14 protein-coding genes are annotated in these 16,744 nt (G+C 64.8%); 6 read left to right on the top strand and 8 right to left on the bottom strand.

Annotated features, from left to right (window positions below):
* Window positions 1-227: 227 nt before the first annotated feature.
* From F0185_RS09025 to F0185_RS09015, 3 genes are all read left to right on the top strand, one after another.
* Window positions 228-1,565: a hypothetical protein gene (locus tag F0185_RS09025; protein WP_167223615.1), complete on the top strand. Its 1,338-nt coding sequence runs from the start codon at window positions 228-230 to the stop codon at window positions 1,563-1,565.
* 172 nt (window positions 1,566-1,737) lie between these two features.
* A complete protein-coding gene (locus F0185_RS09020; protein ID WP_167223613.1) occupies window positions 1,738-3,087 on the top strand; it encodes a hypothetical protein in 1,350 nt (449 codons plus the stop codon).
* A 167-nt stretch (window positions 3,088-3,254) separates the two neighbouring features.
* Window positions 3,255-4,574, top strand: a complete 1,320-nt coding sequence (locus F0185_RS09015; protein ID WP_167223611.1) for a tetratricopeptide repeat protein — start codon at window positions 3,255-3,257, stop codon at window positions 4,572-4,574.
* Between the two features lie 25 nt (window positions 4,575-4,599).
* On the opposite strand, the gene F0185_RS09010 is transcribed toward F0185_RS09015, so the two are convergent.
* From F0185_RS09010 to F0185_RS08985, 6 genes are read right to left on the bottom strand one after another with little or no spacing between them, the layout of a single operon-like run.
* Window positions 4,600-6,072 (bottom strand): RNA polymerase factor sigma-54, encoded by a 1,473-nt coding sequence (locus F0185_RS09010; protein WP_167223609.1) that lies wholly within the window; start codon window positions 6,070-6,072, stop codon window positions 4,600-4,602.
* A 2-nt stretch (window positions 6,073-6,074) separates the two neighbouring features.
* Window positions 6,075-6,833: an LPS export ABC transporter ATP-binding protein gene (lptB, locus tag F0185_RS09005; protein WP_166889974.1), complete on the bottom strand. Its 759-nt coding sequence runs from the start codon at window positions 6,831-6,833 to the stop codon at window positions 6,075-6,077.
* Window positions 6,830-7,459, bottom strand: coding sequence for a lipopolysaccharide transport periplasmic protein LptA (gene lptA, locus F0185_RS09000; RefSeq protein ID WP_167223607.1), 630 nt, complete (start codon window positions 7,457-7,459; stop codon window positions 6,830-6,832). The genes lptB and lptA overlap by 4 nt, the downstream gene beginning before the upstream one ends.
* Window positions 7,456-8,079: an LPS export ABC transporter periplasmic protein LptC gene (gene lptC, locus F0185_RS08995; protein WP_167223605.1), complete on the bottom strand. Its 624-nt coding sequence runs from the start codon at window positions 8,077-8,079 to the stop codon at window positions 7,456-7,458. The genes lptA and lptC overlap by 4 nt, the downstream gene beginning before the upstream one ends.
* Window positions 8,080-8,100: 21 nt before the next feature.
* Window positions 8,101-8,643, bottom strand: coding sequence for a KdsC family phosphatase (locus F0185_RS08990; protein ID WP_167223603.1), 543 nt, complete (start codon window positions 8,641-8,643; stop codon window positions 8,101-8,103).
* 1 nt (window position 8,644) lies between these two features.
* The gene (locus F0185_RS08985; RefSeq protein ID WP_167223601.1) at window positions 8,645-9,667 is read right to left on the bottom strand and encodes a KpsF/GutQ family sugar-phosphate isomerase; all 1,023 of its coding nucleotides are present in this window, start codon (window positions 9,665-9,667) and stop codon (window positions 8,645-8,647) included.
* Between the two features lie 106 nt (window positions 9,668-9,773).
* On the opposite strand from F0185_RS08985, the gene F0185_RS08980 reads away from it, so the two are divergent.
* Entirely contained in the window at window positions 9,774-11,756 is a 1,983-nt protein-coding gene (locus tag F0185_RS08980) for a monovalent cation:proton antiporter family protein (protein ID WP_167223599.1), read from the top strand.
* A gap of 69 nt (window positions 11,757-11,825) precedes the next feature.
* On the opposite strand, the gene F0185_RS08975 is transcribed toward F0185_RS08980, so the two are convergent.
* Together F0185_RS08975 and F0185_RS08970 are read right to left on the bottom strand one after the other, a co-directional pair.
* Window positions 11,826-12,956, bottom strand: a complete 1,131-nt coding sequence (locus F0185_RS08975) for a GGDEF domain-containing protein (protein WP_167223597.1) — start codon at window positions 12,954-12,956, stop codon at window positions 11,826-11,828.
* A 114-nt stretch (window positions 12,957-13,070) separates the two neighbouring features.
* Entirely contained in the window at window positions 13,071-13,922 is an 852-nt protein-coding gene (locus F0185_RS08970) for an MOSC domain-containing protein (RefSeq protein WP_167223595.1), read from the bottom strand.
* A gap of 130 nt (window positions 13,923-14,052) precedes the next feature.
* Here F0185_RS08970 and F0185_RS08965 point away from each other — a divergent pair, with 130 nt between their 5' ends.
* Together F0185_RS08965 and F0185_RS08960 are read left to right on the top strand one after the other, a co-directional pair.
* Window positions 14,053-14,397: an energy transducer TonB gene (locus F0185_RS08965; protein ID WP_167223593.1), complete on the top strand. Its 345-nt coding sequence runs from the start codon at window positions 14,053-14,055 to the stop codon at window positions 14,395-14,397.
* Window positions 14,398-14,640: 243 nt separating this feature from the next.
* On the top strand, window positions 14,641-16,311 hold the full coding sequence (locus F0185_RS08960; RefSeq protein ID WP_167223592.1) for a hypothetical protein: 1,671 nt from the start codon (window positions 14,641-14,643) through the stop codon (window positions 16,309-16,311).
* Window positions 16,312-16,744 lie beyond the last annotated feature (433 nt).

The following is a 16,744-nucleotide window of genomic DNA, read 5'->3' as shown; positions in this document are numbered from 1 at the left end:
TTGTACCCGAGCAACTTTCTCTCGTGTAGAACCAAGTGTATCAGTTATTTGGCATAGCACAAGGTAAGCACAAAGCGGGAAAGATTCAAGGGAAAATACCCGATATATTCTGTGCGGTATAAGCTCGCGATACCGGCGGGATCGAAAAGTAGCAGAAAGCGGATCATCGTTTTTGCGGCCGGCGCTTTCGCCTAGAATCGTCCCCCCGCCATTTATCCGAGCCGATCATGTTCAAGCGAACCGCCCCCACTTTCCTGCTGCGCATGGCCCTGGCCGGCGCCCTGTGCGCCGCCGCCGCGCCGGCCCTGGCCGTTCTCAGTTTCGACATGAGCGTGGCCACCAGATTCACGGTGGCCACGCATGGCGACAACCCGCCGCCGGACGACATCAAGCAGTACAAGGTGGTGCTGGGCGAACGCTATCTGTCGGTGAGCGCGGCGGGCGAATCGACGATCTACGATTTTGCGCAGCGACGTCGCTATCAGGTCGACCTGGCCAGCGCCAGCTATGTCGACTATTCGCTGTTCGACGGCGTCGGCTTTCGCAAGTCGGAACTGCTTAACCGCGCCTTCCTCGGCGAGAACCTGCGCAAGGCCGGGGTCGGGCCGGTGTTCGACCCGGTCTTCGACGAGCATAATTTTTCGCTCACCGCGGCCGGGCGCAAGCTGTCCGAATCGACCGAGGCCGGCGCCACCGTGCTGGCGGTGGACGGCAACCCGCTGGCGCGCATCCCGGCCGGCGGCACCAGCATCAGCGCCAGCGACGCGGCCCAGTTCGAGCGCATGATGCGCTACCGTTTCGGCGGCCATCCGCTGGTGCTGGCGCGCCTGTCGGGCGAAAAGCGGGTGCCGGCCGGCTTCGTCATGCATCACAAGCAGATTGGCTACAGCGAGGCGCGCACCTATACCATCAGCGCGCTCCAGCACAGCGCCCCGGCCAGCTACGACCTCAAGCCGTACACCGCGCGCACCGCGCAAGGGAACGAGATCGACCAGTTGCTCGACAAGGCGCAGGCGAATGCGGCGCCGCCGACGGCGGCGGTCAAGCAGGCGTTCGAGGCCGAAATTGCGCAGGCGTTTGCCGACAAGCGCATCTTCGACGGCATGCTCGGCATGGCCGAATGGTCGTTTGTCAGCGGCGAGCCGATGAAACCGACTGCGCAGCGCACGGCGCTGCTGCGCGCCGATCCGGCCACCCAGGCCTATCTGGGTTTGATGCGGTTCAAGTCGAAGGCGGAGCTGGAAGCGGCGGTCGCGAAGATGCAGGAACTGCGCAAGTCGAGCACGCGCAAGCAGCACATCGTGATGCTGTTCGAAGCCAATTTGCGCGGCAAGTTGGGAGACGTGCGCGGCGCCTTGCCCTTGTACGCCAGCGTCCTGCGCACCAATCCGGCGCTGGCCGGGGCCTACAAGGATATGGGCGACGCGCTCTACAAGATGTACGAAACGCCGCGCGCCTGGCGCAGCTGGGACGCGGGACGGCGCATGGCGCCCGCGCTGGACTTGTTCAAAGCTGTGAACCAGCACGAGCAGAACCTGCTGCGCGAGCATCCGGAATATTTTTGAGCCGGCGCGACCGCGTCGGACGGCCCGCACGCAAGAAGGATGGCGCTCCGATACCGGCGGTACAGGGCTGCGCTACCTTGTGCGCAGCCGCCGGCTCACCACCAAAAGATAGCGTTACGACAATCTCTTCCTCATATAATGGTCCCTCTTTAACCAGACACGCCGGGCTATCATGTTCACACGACTCACCACCTCCCCCTTGCTGCGCCTGGCGCTGCTGGGCGCCCTGTGCGGCGCCGGCGCGCCGGCGTGCGCCGCCCTCAGTTTCGACCTGCGCATCGACGTCAAGAACACGCCCGACGGGTCGGGCGCCAAGGTCCCGCCCGATGAACTCCTGCAGTTCAAGGTCCTGCTGGGCGAACGCTATATATCGTTGACCAACCCGAGCGAATCGCTGATCTACGACATGGCCAAGCGGCGCCGTTACCGCATCAACCTGGCGCAACGCAGCTATGTCGACTATTCGCTGTTCGATCAAGTCGGCTTTCGTACGGCGGAACTGAAATACCGCGCGAGCCTGGGCGGCAACGCGAACACACCGGGGACCGGCAATCCGGGCGCCGACCGGGTATACGACGAACACAATTTGTCGGTCGCCTCAAGCACGCGCAAGCTGTCCGAATCGGCTGACGGCGACGCCGTCGTGCTGGCCGTCGACGGCCACCGGCTGGCACGCCTGAACGGCGGCGGCGCCAAGGTGAGCGCCAACGACGCGGCCCTGTTCGGGCGCATGATGCATTATCTCGGCGGCCACCCGCTCATCCTGGCGCGCCTTCAGGCCGGACAGCGCATACCGGCCAGCTTCGTCATGGATCACACCTATAAGGGCTACCAGGAGTCGCGCACCTATACGGTCGGCGCGCTGACGCAAAGCGCACCGGCCAGCTACGACCTGGCGCCGTACAAACCGCGCGCGCCGCAAGGCGACGACATCGACCAGGTGCTCGACAAGGCACAGCTTGAGGCGGCGCCGAAGACGGCCGCGGACAGGCAGGCTGCTTACGCCGAATCCGAACGCGCGTTCGCCGAGAAGCGTCCATTGGACGGGCTACTGAGCAAACTGGCATGGTTCTACTCCAGCGGCGAACCCGCCCAGGACACCTCGGCCGAGCAAAAAGCGCAGCTCAACGCCGACCCGCACATGCGCGAGCTGACGGCGCTCCTTCAACCACCGACGACAAAGGCGCAGTTCGAAGCGGCGCTGCGCCAGGTGCAGGAAATGCGCAAGTATATTAAGAGCGAACAGCACGTGCTGACGATGTACGAAGCCAGTTACAGAACCAGGCTGGGCGAGCGGCGCGAAGGAGCCGCGCTGTACGCCAGCGTACTGCGCGCCCATCCGGGCATCGCCATGGCCTACGCCGAAATGGGAAATGGGCTGTACGAAAGCTACGACATACAACGCGCCTGGCGCAGCTGGGACGCGGGCCGGCGCATCGTCAACGGCAAAGACAGCGGTTTCTTCGACGTCGTCAATGAGCTCGAGCAAAAGCTGCTGCGCGAGCATCCGGAATATTTTTGAGCCGGCGCGAGGGAGTCGGACGGCCCGCAAGAAGGATGGCAGGCCGATACCGGCGGTACAGGGCCGCGCTACCCTGCGCGCAGCCGCCGGCTGACCGCCAGAAGATAGCGTTACGACAAGTCCTTCGTCCTATAATGGCACGTCTATCACCACCATAGCGGGCCACCATGTTCACGCGATACACCTCCACTTCCCTGCTGCGCCTGGCGATGCTGGGCACCCTGGGCGCCGCTGGCGCGCCGGCGTGCGCCGCCATCACCTATGACCTGCACGTCGCCGTCAACTACACTGGCGCAACGCGCGGCGGCGTCCCCATACCGAACGAAACGCATACATTCAAGGTCACGCAGGGCGAACGCTATCTGACCGTGCAAGACAAGAAGGAAACCACGATCCTCGACCTGGTGACGCGGCGCCGCTACCAGATCGACCAGGCAAGCCGCAGCTATGTAAGGTATTCGATGTTCGACACCATTGGCTATCGCCTGCTCGCCATCAGAAAGAAGGACAGCTTCACGCCGGCCTACGGTGTGATCGAGCTGGAAAACAATCTGTCGCTCGAGGAACAGGCGCGTACGCTGACCGAGTCGACCGAAGGCGGCGCCACGGTCCTGGCAGTGAACGGCGTTCGCATGGCCAGTATTGGCGCCGGCGGAACCAGCGTCAGCGCCGCCGACGCTGCCATGTTCGCACGCGTCCTGCGCAATTTCGGCGCCCACCCGCGCGTCCTGACGCGGCTCTCCGCTCAACAGCGCCTGCCGGCCATCCTGGTCACGTACCACAAGCAGATCGAAGGCTACAGTGAAACGCGCACCTATACGGTCAGCGCGGTCAAGCAAGGCGCGCCGGCCGCTTACAGTCTGGCCGCCTACAAGCCGCGTGCGTCGCAGGGCGACGAGATCGACAAGGTGCTCGACAAGGCCGCCGTCGACGCGGCCCCGCCGACGGCTGCGGCCAGGCAGGCGGTCGAGCGCGAAATCGCCCAGGCGCACGCAGATAATCGGCCACTGGACGCCGTGCTGGGCTTGAACGAATGGATATTCTCGGGGGGCGCTTCGATCACGCGCACGCCAGAGCAACGCGCGCTGGGGAAGGCCAACCCGGAGGTGATCCGGCTCGATGCCGTCATGGACGACAAAAAGACCACGGCGGAACTGGAAGCGGCCAACGTCACGCTGCAGGACCTGCGCAAGCACACCACGCGCAAGCAACACGTCCTGATGCTGTTTGAAGCCGATAACCTCAAAGCGTTGGGTAGGTACCGCGAAGCGGCTGCCTTGTACGCCAAGGCGCTGCAGGCCAATCCGGCAATGGCGTCAGCCTACGGCGGCATGGCAATGGCGCTTTACAGGAGCGAAGATACACAGCGCGCCTGGCGCAGCTGGGATGCGGGACGGCGCATCTCGAGCGGCGGGGAATTCGACTTCTTCGGCAACGTCGACCAACTGGAAAAGTCGCTCTTGCGCGACTACCCGGAGTTCTTCTAGGCGCTGCGCCAGCCTGTTCGTCCGTTCACAGGCACTTGCGCAGGGCGACCGGCGGAATCTTGAGCGCTTCGCGGTACTTGGCGACCGTGCGGCGCGCAATCACCATGCCCTGCTCGCCCAGCATGTCGGCGATCTTGCTGTCCGACAGAGGGCTCTTCGGATCTTCGGCGCTGGTCAGCTGCACGATCAGCGCCCGGATCGCCGTCGACGAGGCTTCGCCGCCCGCTTCGGTGGCCACGTGGCTGCCGAAAAAATACTTCAGCTCGAACATGCCGTGCGGCGTCATCATGTACTTTTGCGTGGTCACGCGCGAGATCGTGCTCTCGTGCAGGCCGAGCGTGTCGGCGATTTCGCGCAGCACCAGCGGTCGCATCGCCACCGCGCCGTGCGAGAAGAAATTGCGCTGGCGTTCGACGATCGCTTCGGCCACCCGCAAGATGGTGTCGAAGCGCTGGCGCATGTTCTTGATCAGCCATTTGGCTTCCTGCAGCTGCGCGCCCATCTGCCCTTCGCCCTTGCCCTGCTTGAGCAGCGCGGCGTACATGCTGTTGACGCGCAGGCGCGGCATCACGTCGTTATTGAGCATCACCGACCAGCCGTTCTTCGCCTTGCGCACGATCACGTCCGGCACCACGTAATCCGACACGTCGGACGCGAACTCCGCGCCCGGATGCGGATTGCACTGGCGGATCACGGTCTGCGCCTCGCGCAAGTCTTCATCGTCGCAATCGAGCGCTTTTTTCAGCTTGTTGAATTCGCGCTGGGCGAACCAGGTCAGGTGGTTTTCGACGATGGTCAGCGCCATGCGCCGCGTCACCATCGGCACGCCGGGCATGCGCCGGATCTGCAGCGCCAGGCATTCGGACGCATTGCGCGCGCCTACCCCGCTCGGATCGAAACTTTGCAGCAGCGCCAGCACGGTGCGCAGTTCCTCGATCTCGATCTCCAGCTCGGGCGGCATGCGCTCGTGGATCTCTTCGAGCGACTCGGTCAGGTAGCCGTTGTCGTCGATGGCGTCGACGATCAGTTCGACCAGCGCCCGGTCGCGCGCTTCGAGCACGGTCACGCGCATCTGCTCCATCAGGTGCTCGCGCAAGGTGGTGCTTGACGCTTCGAGCTGCGGGCGCGAATCCTCGTCGTCGGGCGTCTTGGCGCGACCGAGGTCGCCCCACTCGCCATCGTTGTCATTGCTGGACGGGCTGTCCGCTTCGCCGCCTTCGAAATTCTCGCCTTCGATCGGCGCCGGCGCATCCTGCGCACCCGGCTCGGGCGTCGCTTCGGTCGGCGTCGAGGTGCTGCTGATGGCGCCATCGCCCAACAGGCGCACCGAATGATCGAGCGGATCGTCGAGCCGTTCGAGCAGCGGATTATCGCTCAACAGCTGTTCCAGTTCCTGGTGCAGTTCCAGGGTCGACAACTGCAGCAGCCGGATCGACTGCTGCAACTGGGGCGTGAGCGCGAGGTGCTGGGAAGTGCGTAGTTGAAGGGACTGTTTCATGCCTACATCCGGAAGTGTTCGCCCAGGTAGACCCGACGCACGGATTCATCCGCGATGATATCGTCGGGACGACCGGAGGCGAGCACCGCGCCCTGGTTGATGATGTAGGCGCGGTCGCAGATACCCAGCGTTTCGCGCACGTTGTGGTCGGTGATCAAAACGCCGATGCCGCGCTGCTTGAGGAAGCGCACGATGCGCTGGATCTCGATGACGGCGATCGGATCGACCCCGGCGAACGGTTCGTCGAGCAGCACGAAGCGCGGGTTGGTCGCCAGCGCGCGCGCGATCTCGACCCGGCGCCGCTCGCCGCCGGAGAGCGACATGGCCTGGTTTTCGCGCAGTTTTTCGATCTGCAGGTCGGCCAGCAGGGTATCTAACCGTTCGTTGATCTGCGCCTTGGTGAGCGACTTGCCATCGACCTTTTGCAGCTCCAGCACGGCGCGGATGTTTTCTTCCACGGTCAGCTTGCGGAACACCGACGCTTCCTGCGGCAGGTACGACAGGCCGAGCGCGGCGCGCCGGTGAATCGGCAGGCTCGAAATATCGACCCCGCTGATATCGATCGTGCCCGCGTCCGACGGCACCAGGCCGACGATCATGTAGAACGAAGTGGTCTTGCCGGCGCCATTCGGGCCGAGCAGGCCGACCACTTCGCCGCAGTCGACCTGCAACGAGACGTCGCGCACGACCAGGCGCTTGCCGTAGCTTTTCTGCAGGCCACGCACGATCAGCGTGCTGCCGCAATTTTTCGGTTCGATCATGGATTTCCCGCAGCTGGCGTGGTGGTCGGCGCGGGCGCCGGCGCTGGTGCGGGCGTCACCGCCGGCGCGCTGGACGCCGGCGTGGCCGGCGCGGCGCGCGGCTTGCGCGGGGCGATGATCATGGTGCCACGCCCCTGGCCCGGCTTGTTGACGCCGCTGGCGTCATTACGCGCCACGAACACTTCTTTGCGGCTGTCGTAGGAAATGAATTCGCTTTCGATTTCGTTGGTCGGTTTCTGGCCCTCGAGCTGGCGGATCCTGGCGTTCGAGAACAGCTTCATCATGTCGTTGCGTTCATCGTATTCGATGCGCTGGGCCTGGCCTTCGATCCACAGGTCGGGGCCACCGTCGCGCTTCTGGCGGAAGGTGGCAGCCTTGCCGGCGCTGGCGGTCAGGGTCACGAACATGTCGCCTTCGGGGGTCTCCTTGATGACGGCGCGGTCCGACTTGAGAATCAGCGTGCCCTTGGTGACGACCACGTTCCCGGTCAGGATCGTCACCTGGGTCACTTCATTGGTCTCGAGGGAATCGTAAGTGATCACCGCCTGCTTGGCGGAATCGGCCTTTTCGGCGGACGCGGTGGCCGCGGCCAGGCCGAGCAGGGCGATGGCTAGGAATTTTTTCATTGTGGTTTACCTGTGATGGTTGGCGCTGCGCGCGCCGCTTTCGGTGGATACACGATCTGCCCGCGGCTGGCGAACTTGAGCTCGCGCGTCGCGTTGTTCGCTTCCATGCCGGTTCCCCTGATGGTGGAATTGCCCAGCGTGACCTGGACCGGCTGGTCGGACGTCATGCGGTCTTCGTCGGTAAAGACGGTCAATGCTTCGGTCTTGAGTTCCATCGCGCGGTTGTTGGGCGACTCGGGCCGCACCACCTTGACGTCGCCCATCAGGTCGGCCTGGTTCTGGGGGTGGCGGATGCGCGCGCGCTGCGAGGTGATGGTGGTGAACGGCTGGCCGGGCGCGACGCCCTGCAGCACCGGCAGCTCGACATCGGACGAATCGTCGATCGGGCGGTGCGTGAGCTTGGCGCCGGACACCAGGTAGCGCGGCTTGCCCTCGGGCGTCATGCGCACGAAGCTGAATTGTTCGACGATGTAGTCGGGTTCATTCTTGAAGGTGTTCGGATCGACCGTGGCGTCGCCGTTTTGCGCCAGCTGGACCAGCCAGAAGGTGCCGAAGGCGAAGAAGGTCCCGACCACCATGATCGCGGTCAGGCGCCAGCGGTGTGCGGTGCGCTTATGCATGGTGGTCTCCTGTGGTGTGCATCAGGCGAAGTACGGCGCCAGCGCCGCGTCGTAGGTGCCTTGCGCGCGCATGACCAGGTCGCACACTTCGCGCACCGCGCCACGCCCGCCGCCGGCCTTGGTGACGTAATGGGCGCGGTACTGCACTTCCGGATGCCCGGTCGGCACGGTGACGGCAAAGCCGACCTGCAGCAGCAGCGGCAGGTCGATCACATCGTCGCCGATGTAGCCGCACTGCGCGGCGGTGACGCCGGTCGCTGCGAGCAATTTGGCAAAGGCGACGCGCTTGTCGTGGATGCCCTGGTGGACGTGCATGATGCCCAGGTCGGCGGCGCGCCGCACCACGATCGGCGACTGGCGCGCGCTGATGATGGCGGTGGCCACGCCGCTCTTTTGCAGCAGCTGGATGCCCAGGCCGTCGAGCACATTGAAGGTCTTGGTCGCTTCGCCATCGGGGCCGTAGGTCAGGCTGCCGTCGGTGAGGACGCCGTCGACGTCGAAAATCATGACCTTGACGGCGGCGGCGCGCTGCATGTGGGCCAGTTGGTTTGCGGGCTCGGTCATGTCAGATCACCTTGGCGCGGGTCAGGTCGTGGATATGCAGGGCGCCAACGAGCTTGCCGTCGGCGTCGACCACCAGCATCTGGTTGATGCGGAATTGTTCCATGATGGCCACCGCGTCGACCGCCAGCTGGTCGGGACCGACCCGGCGCGGGTCGGCGTGCATCACGTCGCGGATGGTGATCTTCGTGAAATCCTGCACGCGCTCGATCAGCCGGCGCAGGTCGCCGTCGGTAAATACGCCGACCGGGCGCCCGGCGTCATCGACGATGGCGGTCATGCCCATCCCCTTCTGGGTGATTTCGAGCAGGGCCACCGAGAGCGACACATCGGCAGTCACGGCCGGCACCGCGTCGCCGCTGCGCATGACGTCGCGCACGTGGGTCAGCAGGCGCCGTCCCAGCGCGCCGCCCGGATGCGAGCGGGCGAAATCTTCTTCTTTAAAGCCGTGGGCGTCGAGCAGCGCCACGGCCAGCGCGTCGCCCAGCGCCAGGGTGACGGTGGTGCTGGCGGTCGGCGCCAGGTTGAGCGGGCAGGCTTCCTTGGCCACCGAGACGTCGAGGTGCACGTCGGCCAGCAGCGCCAGGCTCGATTGCGGGTTGCCGGTCATGGCGATCAGCGGCGCGCCCATGCGCTTGATGATCGGCAGGATCGACATCAGCTCGGCCGTCTCGCCGGAATTCGAGATGGCGATGAAGGCATCCTGCGCGGTGACCATGCCAAGGTCGCCGTGGGCCGCTTCGCCCGGGTGGACGAACATGGCCGGGGTGCCGGTCGAGGCCAGGGTGGCGGCGATCTTGCGCGCGATATGGCCCGACTTGCCCATGCCGGAGACGACCACGCGCCCGCCGCACTCCATCAGCAGGCCGACGGCCTGGCCGACGCTGTCGTCGGTCTCCAGGCGCGCGTGCAGGGCGCGGATGGCGTCCGCTTCGATTTCCAGCGTCTCGCGGGCCAGTTGCATGGCGCGTTGCGTGAGGTTTTTGTCAAAAGCTTTCAGCATTGTTTTTTCATGGGTTACACTCATGGCAGAAGTATAAACGAATTGCGAAAGCAAAAAACTTGCCAGACGCAGAAATCGTGGTTACCCCGTGGTTTCTCGGGGCCTTTACCATTTCTTTACACGGCACCGCATGTTTTCAGGACTAGAACTCACCCTCCTTCTGTTAGGCAGCGCCGTACTGGGCGTGGTCGCTTTCCGCATGATGCACCTGCCGCCGATGCTCGGTTACCTGGCCGTCGGCATCCTGATCGGCCCGCACGCCCTGGGACTGGCCGAAAACAGCAAAACCACCGAAACCCTGGCCGAATTCGGCGTGGTGTTCCTGATGTTTTCGATCGGGCTCGAATTCTCCCTCTCGCAGCTGATGGCGATGCGGCGCATCGTGTTCGGCCTGGGGATGGCCCAGGTGGTGCTCACCATCGTCGCCACCATGCTGTTTGGCTGGCTGCTGGCGACCCAGCTGCCTGGCCTGAAAATCACCTGGCAGGCCGCGTTCGCGCTGGGCGGCGCGCTGGCCATGTCCTCGACCGCGATCGTGGTCAAGATGCTGACCGAGCGGCTCGAACTCGAAAGCGGGCATGGCCGCAAGATCATCGGCATCCTGCTGTTCCAGGATCTGGCGGTGGTGCCGCTCCTGATCTTGATTCCTTCGCTCGGCAAACCTCCGGAGGAACTGGCCGAAACGCTGGCCTGGGCCGGCGTGAAAGCGGTGATCGTGCTGGTGCTGCTGCTGTTCATCGGCCAGAAGATCATGCGCAAGTGGTTCACCATCGTCGTCAAGCGCCGCTCGCAGGAGCTGTTCATGCTCAACCTGCTGCTGATTACCCTGGGCGCGGCCTGGATCACCGAGCACGCCGGCCTGTCGCTGGCGCTGGGCGCGTTCGTTGCCGGCATGCTGATCTCCGAGACCCAGTACAAGCACCAGGTGGAAGAAGACATCAAGCCGTTCCGCGATGTGCTGCTCGGGCTGTTTTTTATCACCGTCGGCATGCTGCTCAATGTCGGCCTGGTGCTGGAAAACTGGTGGCTGGTGCTGCTCTTGCTGGTGCTGCCGGTGCTGCTCAAGTTCGCCCTGATCGCGGTGCTGGCCAAGTTGTTCGGCGCGTCCGATGGCGTGTCGATACGCACCGGCCTGGCGCTGGCGCAGGCGGGGGAATTCGGCTTCGTACTGCTCAACCTGACCTCCGGCGCGCGCCTGATCGACGACTTCATCATCCAGCTGGTGCTGGCGTCGATGGTGCTGTCGATGCTGGTGGCGCCGTTCATCATCGCCAAGTCGGACCAGATCGTGATGAAGGTCTCGTCCAACGAGTGGATGATGCAGTCGCTCCAGCTGACGCAAATCGCCAGCCGCACCATGTCGACCCAGAAGCACGTGATCATCGCCGGCTTCGGGCGCAGCGGCCAGACCCTGGCGACCTTGCTGACCGAGGAAAAAGTGGCTTACCAGGCGCTCGACCTGGACCCGGAGCGGGTGCAGGAAGCGCAGGCGGCCGGCGCGCATGTGTCGTATGGCGACGCGGCGCGCCGCGAAAGCCTGGTGGCGGCCGGGATTTACCGCGCCAGCGCGCTGGTGATCACGTATGCCAGCACGCCGTCGGCGATCAAGGTGCTGCACCTGGTGCACGAGCTGGCGCCGACCTTGCCGGTGATCGTGCGCAGTTATGACGATACCGATCTCGATGTGCTGAAAAAGGCGGGGGCGGCGGAAGTGGTGCCGGAAGCGCTGGAGGGCAGTTTGATGCTCGCTTCGCACGCGCTGGTGATGATGGGCGTGCCGCTGCGGCGCGTGGTGCACCGGGTGCAGAGCGCGCGCGATGAGCGCTATGCGTCGCTGCGCGGGTATTTTCATGGCAGCGGCGACGCCAGCGACGATCCGGAGCATTTGTTCGTGCGGCTCCATTCCGTGACCCTGCGCGACGATGCGGCGTCGGTCGGCAAGCGCATCGACCAGCTGGAGCTGGCCGAGCTGGGAGCCGATGTGACCACGGTCCGGCGCGGCAAGGAGCGGCTCGATGTGACGCCGCTCACGCAGCTGGAAGTGGGCGATGTGGTGGTGCTGCGCGGGTCGGCCGATGCGGTGAACCGGGCCGAGGAGCGCTTGCTGCATTAGCCCCTATGCCGTCGCCCCCGCGCAGGCGGGGAGTCGGTTTCGGCAATGCCGGAGACGACGGGCTGGTGGTCAGGTAAACGACACCACCCGATTGCGCCCGCCCTCTTTCGCCTTGTACAGCGCCGAATCGGCATGCGCCACCAACTCCTGCGCCACGCCTTCGATCGCGTGATCGCGCTCGAAATCATCGAGCGTGGCCGCCCCGATCGACACCGAAATACGCAAGCTTTCCCCAGTCGACAAGACGAACGGCGCGCCCGCGATGCTCTGCAAGATCCGCTGCGCCACCTGGGTCGCGCTGTCGAGGTTCGCATCGATCAGCAGCACCACGAATTCCTCGCCCCCGAAGCGCCCCAGCGCATCCGACAGGCGCAGCTCGGCCTTGATGCGCGCGGCCACCTCGCGCAGCACTTCATCGCCGCCCTGGTGCCCGCTGCTGTCGTTGACCAGCTTGAAATGGTCGATGTCGATGTACAGGCACGAAATGCGGTACGCCTGGCGCCGCGCGCGGCCGATTTCTTCCAGCAGGCGACGGTCGATGTAGCGCCGGTTGTACACCCCGGTCAGCGAATCGGTCAGCCCGATATACTTGAGCATCTCGTTGCTGATCACGTTTTCCAGGCAAATCGCGATGATCGACGCCATGTGCTCGATGAAGTCGGTGGCCATGGCCGGCGTAAAGCGGGTCGGATCGAGGCTGCCCAGATTCAGGCTGCCGATCAGGCGCTTGTTGCGCAGCAGCGGCACCAGCGCGATGCTTTGCAGGCCGGGCGGCTGGTTCGGGAACATCGGCTGGTGCCCGGCCGGATGGTAAGGCCCCAGCATCGGCTTGGGCGGGCCGGTGAACACCTCGCTGCGCGACGGCACGAAGCCCAGCGCCGCCACCGCGTCCACAAAGATCATGTGCGGAAAATCGTTGAAGTCCACACCCAGCTTGTCCATCACGGTGCGGATGTCGGCATCTTCGTCGACCAGGCTCAGTGTGACGATATCGAGACCGGCAATCGCCGGCAGGCTGCGGAAGATGGTGCCGATCAGCGCCTGGAAGCTGTCGGAACCGACGATCTCGAGGTCGAACGCCTGGTGCCGGCACATGATCTCGTGATTGCGCTCGGCCTGCTCCACCAGATAGTCCAGGCGCGCGCGCAAGGACTCGTTTTCGGCTTCCACATCGCGCGCCGCGGCGCCGGGATCATGCATACGGTTCCCACCTGTTTTCCTGTCGACCTCGACAATTGTGCCACCTTACGCCATCCGGCCGGCCTTGAAAACGAAAAACTGCGCCGTGTCGTATTTGGAGGACTGCCCGCGGCCTCAGAACGCCAGTGTCATGGTCACTGGCTGGCCCACCTGCAGGCGCTCGCCATCGCCGTCGGTCACGATCGCATTCATGCCAAAACAGATTTTGTCGTCCATGGCCGGCTTGCTGCGGTAGGTGCGCAGGATGTCGAGCGGATCGGGACCGGGCTCGCCGCTGGCCTGGTCGACCGCTGGAATCGGGCAGCGCGAACAGGGCTTGACCGGTTTCAGGCGCGCCTCGCCCAGCGCAAAATGGTCGGCGTAGTCTTCTTCGAAGGCCTCGATGCCTTCGATGACGATATTCGGGCGGAAGCGGTTCATGGGCAGCGCATCGCGCCCGGCCGCCTGCATTTTCTGATTCAGGTCGTCGAGCGAGGCCTGGCCCACCACCAGGATCGGATAGCCGTCCGAGAACAGGGTCGGCTCGGCCGATCCACCGGTCCACTTGGTGCTCGAAAAACGGGTGGCGGTGGCGTGGAAGCGCACCAGCCGGCACGGCACGCCGATCGCTTTTGAAAACCAGGTGGCGGTGGTTTCGTCGCAGTCGTAGGCCAGCACGGTGTCTTCCCAGACTGTCACTTCGCGCGTGACTTCGTGGTCGGGGTCGGGCAGGCCGAGCGGAATTTCGAGGCGCAGCATGCCCGGCGCGCGCAGCTCGAGCGTGTCGGACAACAGGCGCGGCACGATCAGCGCCATGCGCGGATGCTCGCGCTGCGTGAGGAACTGGCCGTGCTCGTCGATGAGCATCCATTCGCGGTCGTACACCGCATCGACCGACAGGCCGGAGCGCGTCAGCGTGGCTTCGCGCACGGAGATGCCGGCGCAGGACTTAATCGGGTACAGAACCAGTTCGGACAGGATCGCCATCGTGTTTACATAGTCATGAAGGTTGGGAAAAGCCAAGTCTATCTCAGTTTTTGCCCGATGGCGCCATTCGGGCAAGGATGGTGTACATTAGCGGCCTCGCAAGCGTATCCCTGTCGACCCAGCCCGATTCATGCGCCATCTCCTGCTTTTCGCGTGCCTGTTGCTGGCCGCGCCGGTGTACGCCCGATCACCCCATGAACGCATCCCGGCGTCGGTGGTCGCCGGTTCCTGCCCGGCGCCGCAATGGCCCACGACGCGCGTCTGGATCCACGATCTCGACCCGGTCGGGATTGCGTTTGTCATCGGGCCCGATGGCCGCGTGCTCACGGCGCGCGTCGAGCAAAGCGCCGGCCATCGCCTGTGGGATGAGGCCACCATCGTCGCGCTGTCTCGCTGCCGCTTCCTTCCGGCGCGCCTCGGCGCCAAGCCGGTGCGGGGTGTTATCAAAATGCGACACGTCTGGACGCTCGACTAAGTGGGCGTCGTGCAACAGGCGCCGTGCAACGGGCGTCGTGCAACGGGCGCCGAGCGGATGCTTGTGTTGCCGACAATGATACACAAGCTGCCTACTTGTTTCCGTGATCACAACAAAACGCCGGAAAATGTGTCTTTTTCATCCTTTTTCTTGCTCTGAAGCAGTTTAGAACATGGCGATGTCACGCAACACGTGTAGATTTGCAAGCTTGCGGTTTTACTCATTCACGCTCAAGGACAACTTATGTTGAAAACCCGTTCTTTACTCGGTGCCGGCGTGCTGCTGATGTCGGCAGGCACACAGGCAACCGAACCGGCAGGGCTGAAAAGCGCTCTCGCCGGAGAACGACTCGGGCTGCTGCCGGCCATGCAATTTCGGCTCAGCAATGGCAACTGCCCGGACTGCGTCACGGTCAAGCAAGGCCTGTGGTATTTCCAGAACGAAGTACTGGCGGTGCCGCTGCCGTCGCAGCCGGTATCGAGCTTCAAGCGCGGCGGCGATATCGTGCGCGGGACCAAGGAGTGGGCGCCGGACGGCGCCAGCAACCAGCTGGCGCTCCCCGGCCTGGTGTGGCTGGGCGCCCCGCACATTCTCGATGACGCCCACATCCTGGCCGACGGCGCCCACGTGCGCAGCAGCGACGATGCCGTAACCAGCCTGGCGCTGGCGCCCAAACTGGCCAGCAACCTGTCGTACTGGGACCCCAAGACCACCGCCTTCTTCTCCCAGCGCGAAGTGCGCATGCGCGGCACCTACAACGAAGCGGACGGCAAGTCGTCGTTCGTCGCGCGCACCGTCTGGCCCAAGGACTTCGCGATCGACCAGGCCAAGATGCGCGCGCAGCCGCTGGGCAAGGACGAAAGCTTCGCCACCTACGTGCGCGCGGAAGGCGGCGGCGCATCGAGCCCGTTCTCGACCCGCCTGCTGTGGGAGCGCAAACCCGGCCAGGCCCGCCAGTGGCAGGACAAGCCGGTCATCGGCGTGATGCTCAACGGCGCCCAGGGCGACGACGACGAAGCCTACGGCGGCCACTTCGCGGTCGCCACCGGCTACCTCGGGCGCGAGGGCGAATGGTCGGACTGGATCGTCAATAACTTCTACAACCTCGATTCGGTCAGCGAAAAAGGCATCATCGCCGCGCCGGTCCCGATGGATAACTACCTGATGGACCTCAACAGCGGCCAGCAGTATTACCGGCCCTCGTACATGCTGGTGGCGGTCTTGAGCAACGCGCGCACGGCGGCCGCCTACCAGGGTGGCGTGCAGCGCGTGTTCAACCAGTTCTACCGCCACGACTTCACCTACCAGCATGCGAAGGCCAACTGCGCCGGCATCAGCCTGGACGTGTTCAAGGGGCTGGGCTGGAACGTGCCGCAGCGCGGACCGACCAGCAACCTCAAGGCGCTGGGCGCGTACGCTTACCTGTCGGCCAAGGACATGAGCCTGGCCAGCGGGCGCAAGATGTACGATTACCTGACCGAAGAACAGGTGCGCCTGTATCCGGCGGTGGCGTTCGAGGCGGCCGGCAACGACCTGCTGCAACTGGTGGGCGCGACCAAGGGCAAGGCGCGCAAGCTGACGGCGTACGAAAAGCAGCTGCAGGGCGATATCGAGGCGCTGGTGCTGGTGCGCATTCCGCAAATACCGTCGAGCCGCGTGATGGGATCGAACCCGGTGTTTTCGTTCAGCGAATACAGGCAGCGCACGCCGCCCAACCAGGCCGACTGGAAAATCGTCCCGGTCGGAGCGCGCCCGTTTCCCGACGCGCTGCGCGACGCCAATACGCCGCCGCCGAAGGCATCGAGCCCGGTGCCGCTGCCGGTTGCCGGGATCGCCCTGGGCGGCGTGATCGGCATCGGCGCGCTGATCCGGCGCCGCCGCAAGCCGCGCGCCAGCGCTGACCAGGGCGTGTGATACCGGGGACTTAACACCGGGGTCAGACCCCCTAACGGAAAAACCGGGGTCTGACCCCTCGGTTGCCGGGATCGCCCTGGGCGGCGTGATCGGCATCGGCGCGCTGATCCGGCGCCGTCGCAAGCCGCGCGCCAGCGCTGACCAGGGCGTGTGATACCGGGGACTTAACACCGGGGTCAGACCCCTAACGGAAAAACCGGGGTCTGACCCCTCGGTTGCCGGGATCGCCCTGGGCGGCGTGATCGGCATCGGCGCGCTGATCCGGCGCCGCCGCAAGCCGCGCGCCAGCGCTGACCAGGGCGTGTAATACCGGGGACTTAACACCGGGGTCAGACCCCTAACGGAAAAACCGGGGTCTGACCCCTCGGTTGCCGGGATCGCCCTGGGCGGCGTGATCGGCATCGGCGCGCTGATCCGGCGCCGCCGCAAGCCG

The sequence above is a fragment of the Massilia rubra genome, from assembly GCF_011682065.1.
Classification (GTDB): Bacteria; Pseudomonadota; Gammaproteobacteria; order Burkholderiales; family Burkholderiaceae_D; genus Telluria_A; species Telluria_A rubra.
The sequence above is the reverse complement of the archived record's forward strand: the minus strand, read 5'-3'. Positions and strand labels throughout refer to the sequence as shown.

Excerpts from the sequence above, each read along its gene's own strand:
- F0185_RS09010 (WP_167223609.1), bottom strand. The coding sequence starts at position 6,072 with ATGAAACAGTCCCTTCAACTACGCACTTCCCAGCACCTCGCGCTCACG.
- F0185_RS08960 (WP_167223592.1), top strand. The coding sequence starts at position 14,641 with ATGTTGAAAACCCGTTCTTTACTCGGTGCCGGCGTGCTGCTGATGTCG.
- F0185_RS09025 (WP_167223615.1), top strand. The coding sequence starts at position 228 with ATGTTCAAGCGAACCGCCCCCACTTTCCTGCTGCGCATGGCCCTGGCC.
- lptC (WP_167223605.1), bottom strand. The coding sequence starts at position 8,079 with ATGCATAAGCGCACCGCACACCGCTGGCGCCTGACCGCGATCATGGTG.
- F0185_RS08970 (WP_167223595.1), bottom strand. The coding sequence starts at position 13,922 with ATGGCGATCCTGTCCGAACTGGTTCTGTACCCGATTAAGTCCTGCGCC.
- F0185_RS08990 (WP_167223603.1), bottom strand. The coding sequence starts at position 8,643 with ATGACCGAGCCCGCAAACCAACTGGCCCACATGCAGCGCGCCGCCGCC.
- lptB (WP_166889974.1), bottom strand. The coding sequence starts at position 6,833 with ATGATCGAACCGAAAAATTGCGGCAGCACGCTGATCGTGCGTGGCCTG.
- F0185_RS08975 (WP_167223597.1), bottom strand. The coding sequence starts at position 12,956 with ATGCATGATCCCGGCGCCGCGGCGCGCGATGTGGAAGCCGAAAACGAG.
- F0185_RS09020 (WP_167223613.1), top strand. The coding sequence starts at position 1,738 with ATGTTCACACGACTCACCACCTCCCCCTTGCTGCGCCTGGCGCTGCTG.
- F0185_RS08965 (WP_167223593.1), top strand. The coding sequence starts at position 14,053 with ATGCGCCATCTCCTGCTTTTCGCGTGCCTGTTGCTGGCCGCGCCGGTG.
- F0185_RS09015 (WP_167223611.1), top strand. The coding sequence starts at position 3,255 with ATGTTCACGCGATACACCTCCACTTCCCTGCTGCGCCTGGCGATGCTG.
- F0185_RS08985 (WP_167223601.1), bottom strand. The coding sequence starts at position 9,667 with ATGAGTGTAACCCATGAAAAAACAATGCTGAAAGCTTTTGACAAAAAC.
- lptA (WP_167223607.1), bottom strand. The coding sequence starts at position 7,459 with ATGAAAAAATTCCTAGCCATCGCCCTGCTCGGCCTGGCCGCGGCCACC.
- F0185_RS08980 (WP_167223599.1), top strand. The coding sequence starts at position 9,774 with ATGTTTTCAGGACTAGAACTCACCCTCCTTCTGTTAGGCAGCGCCGTA.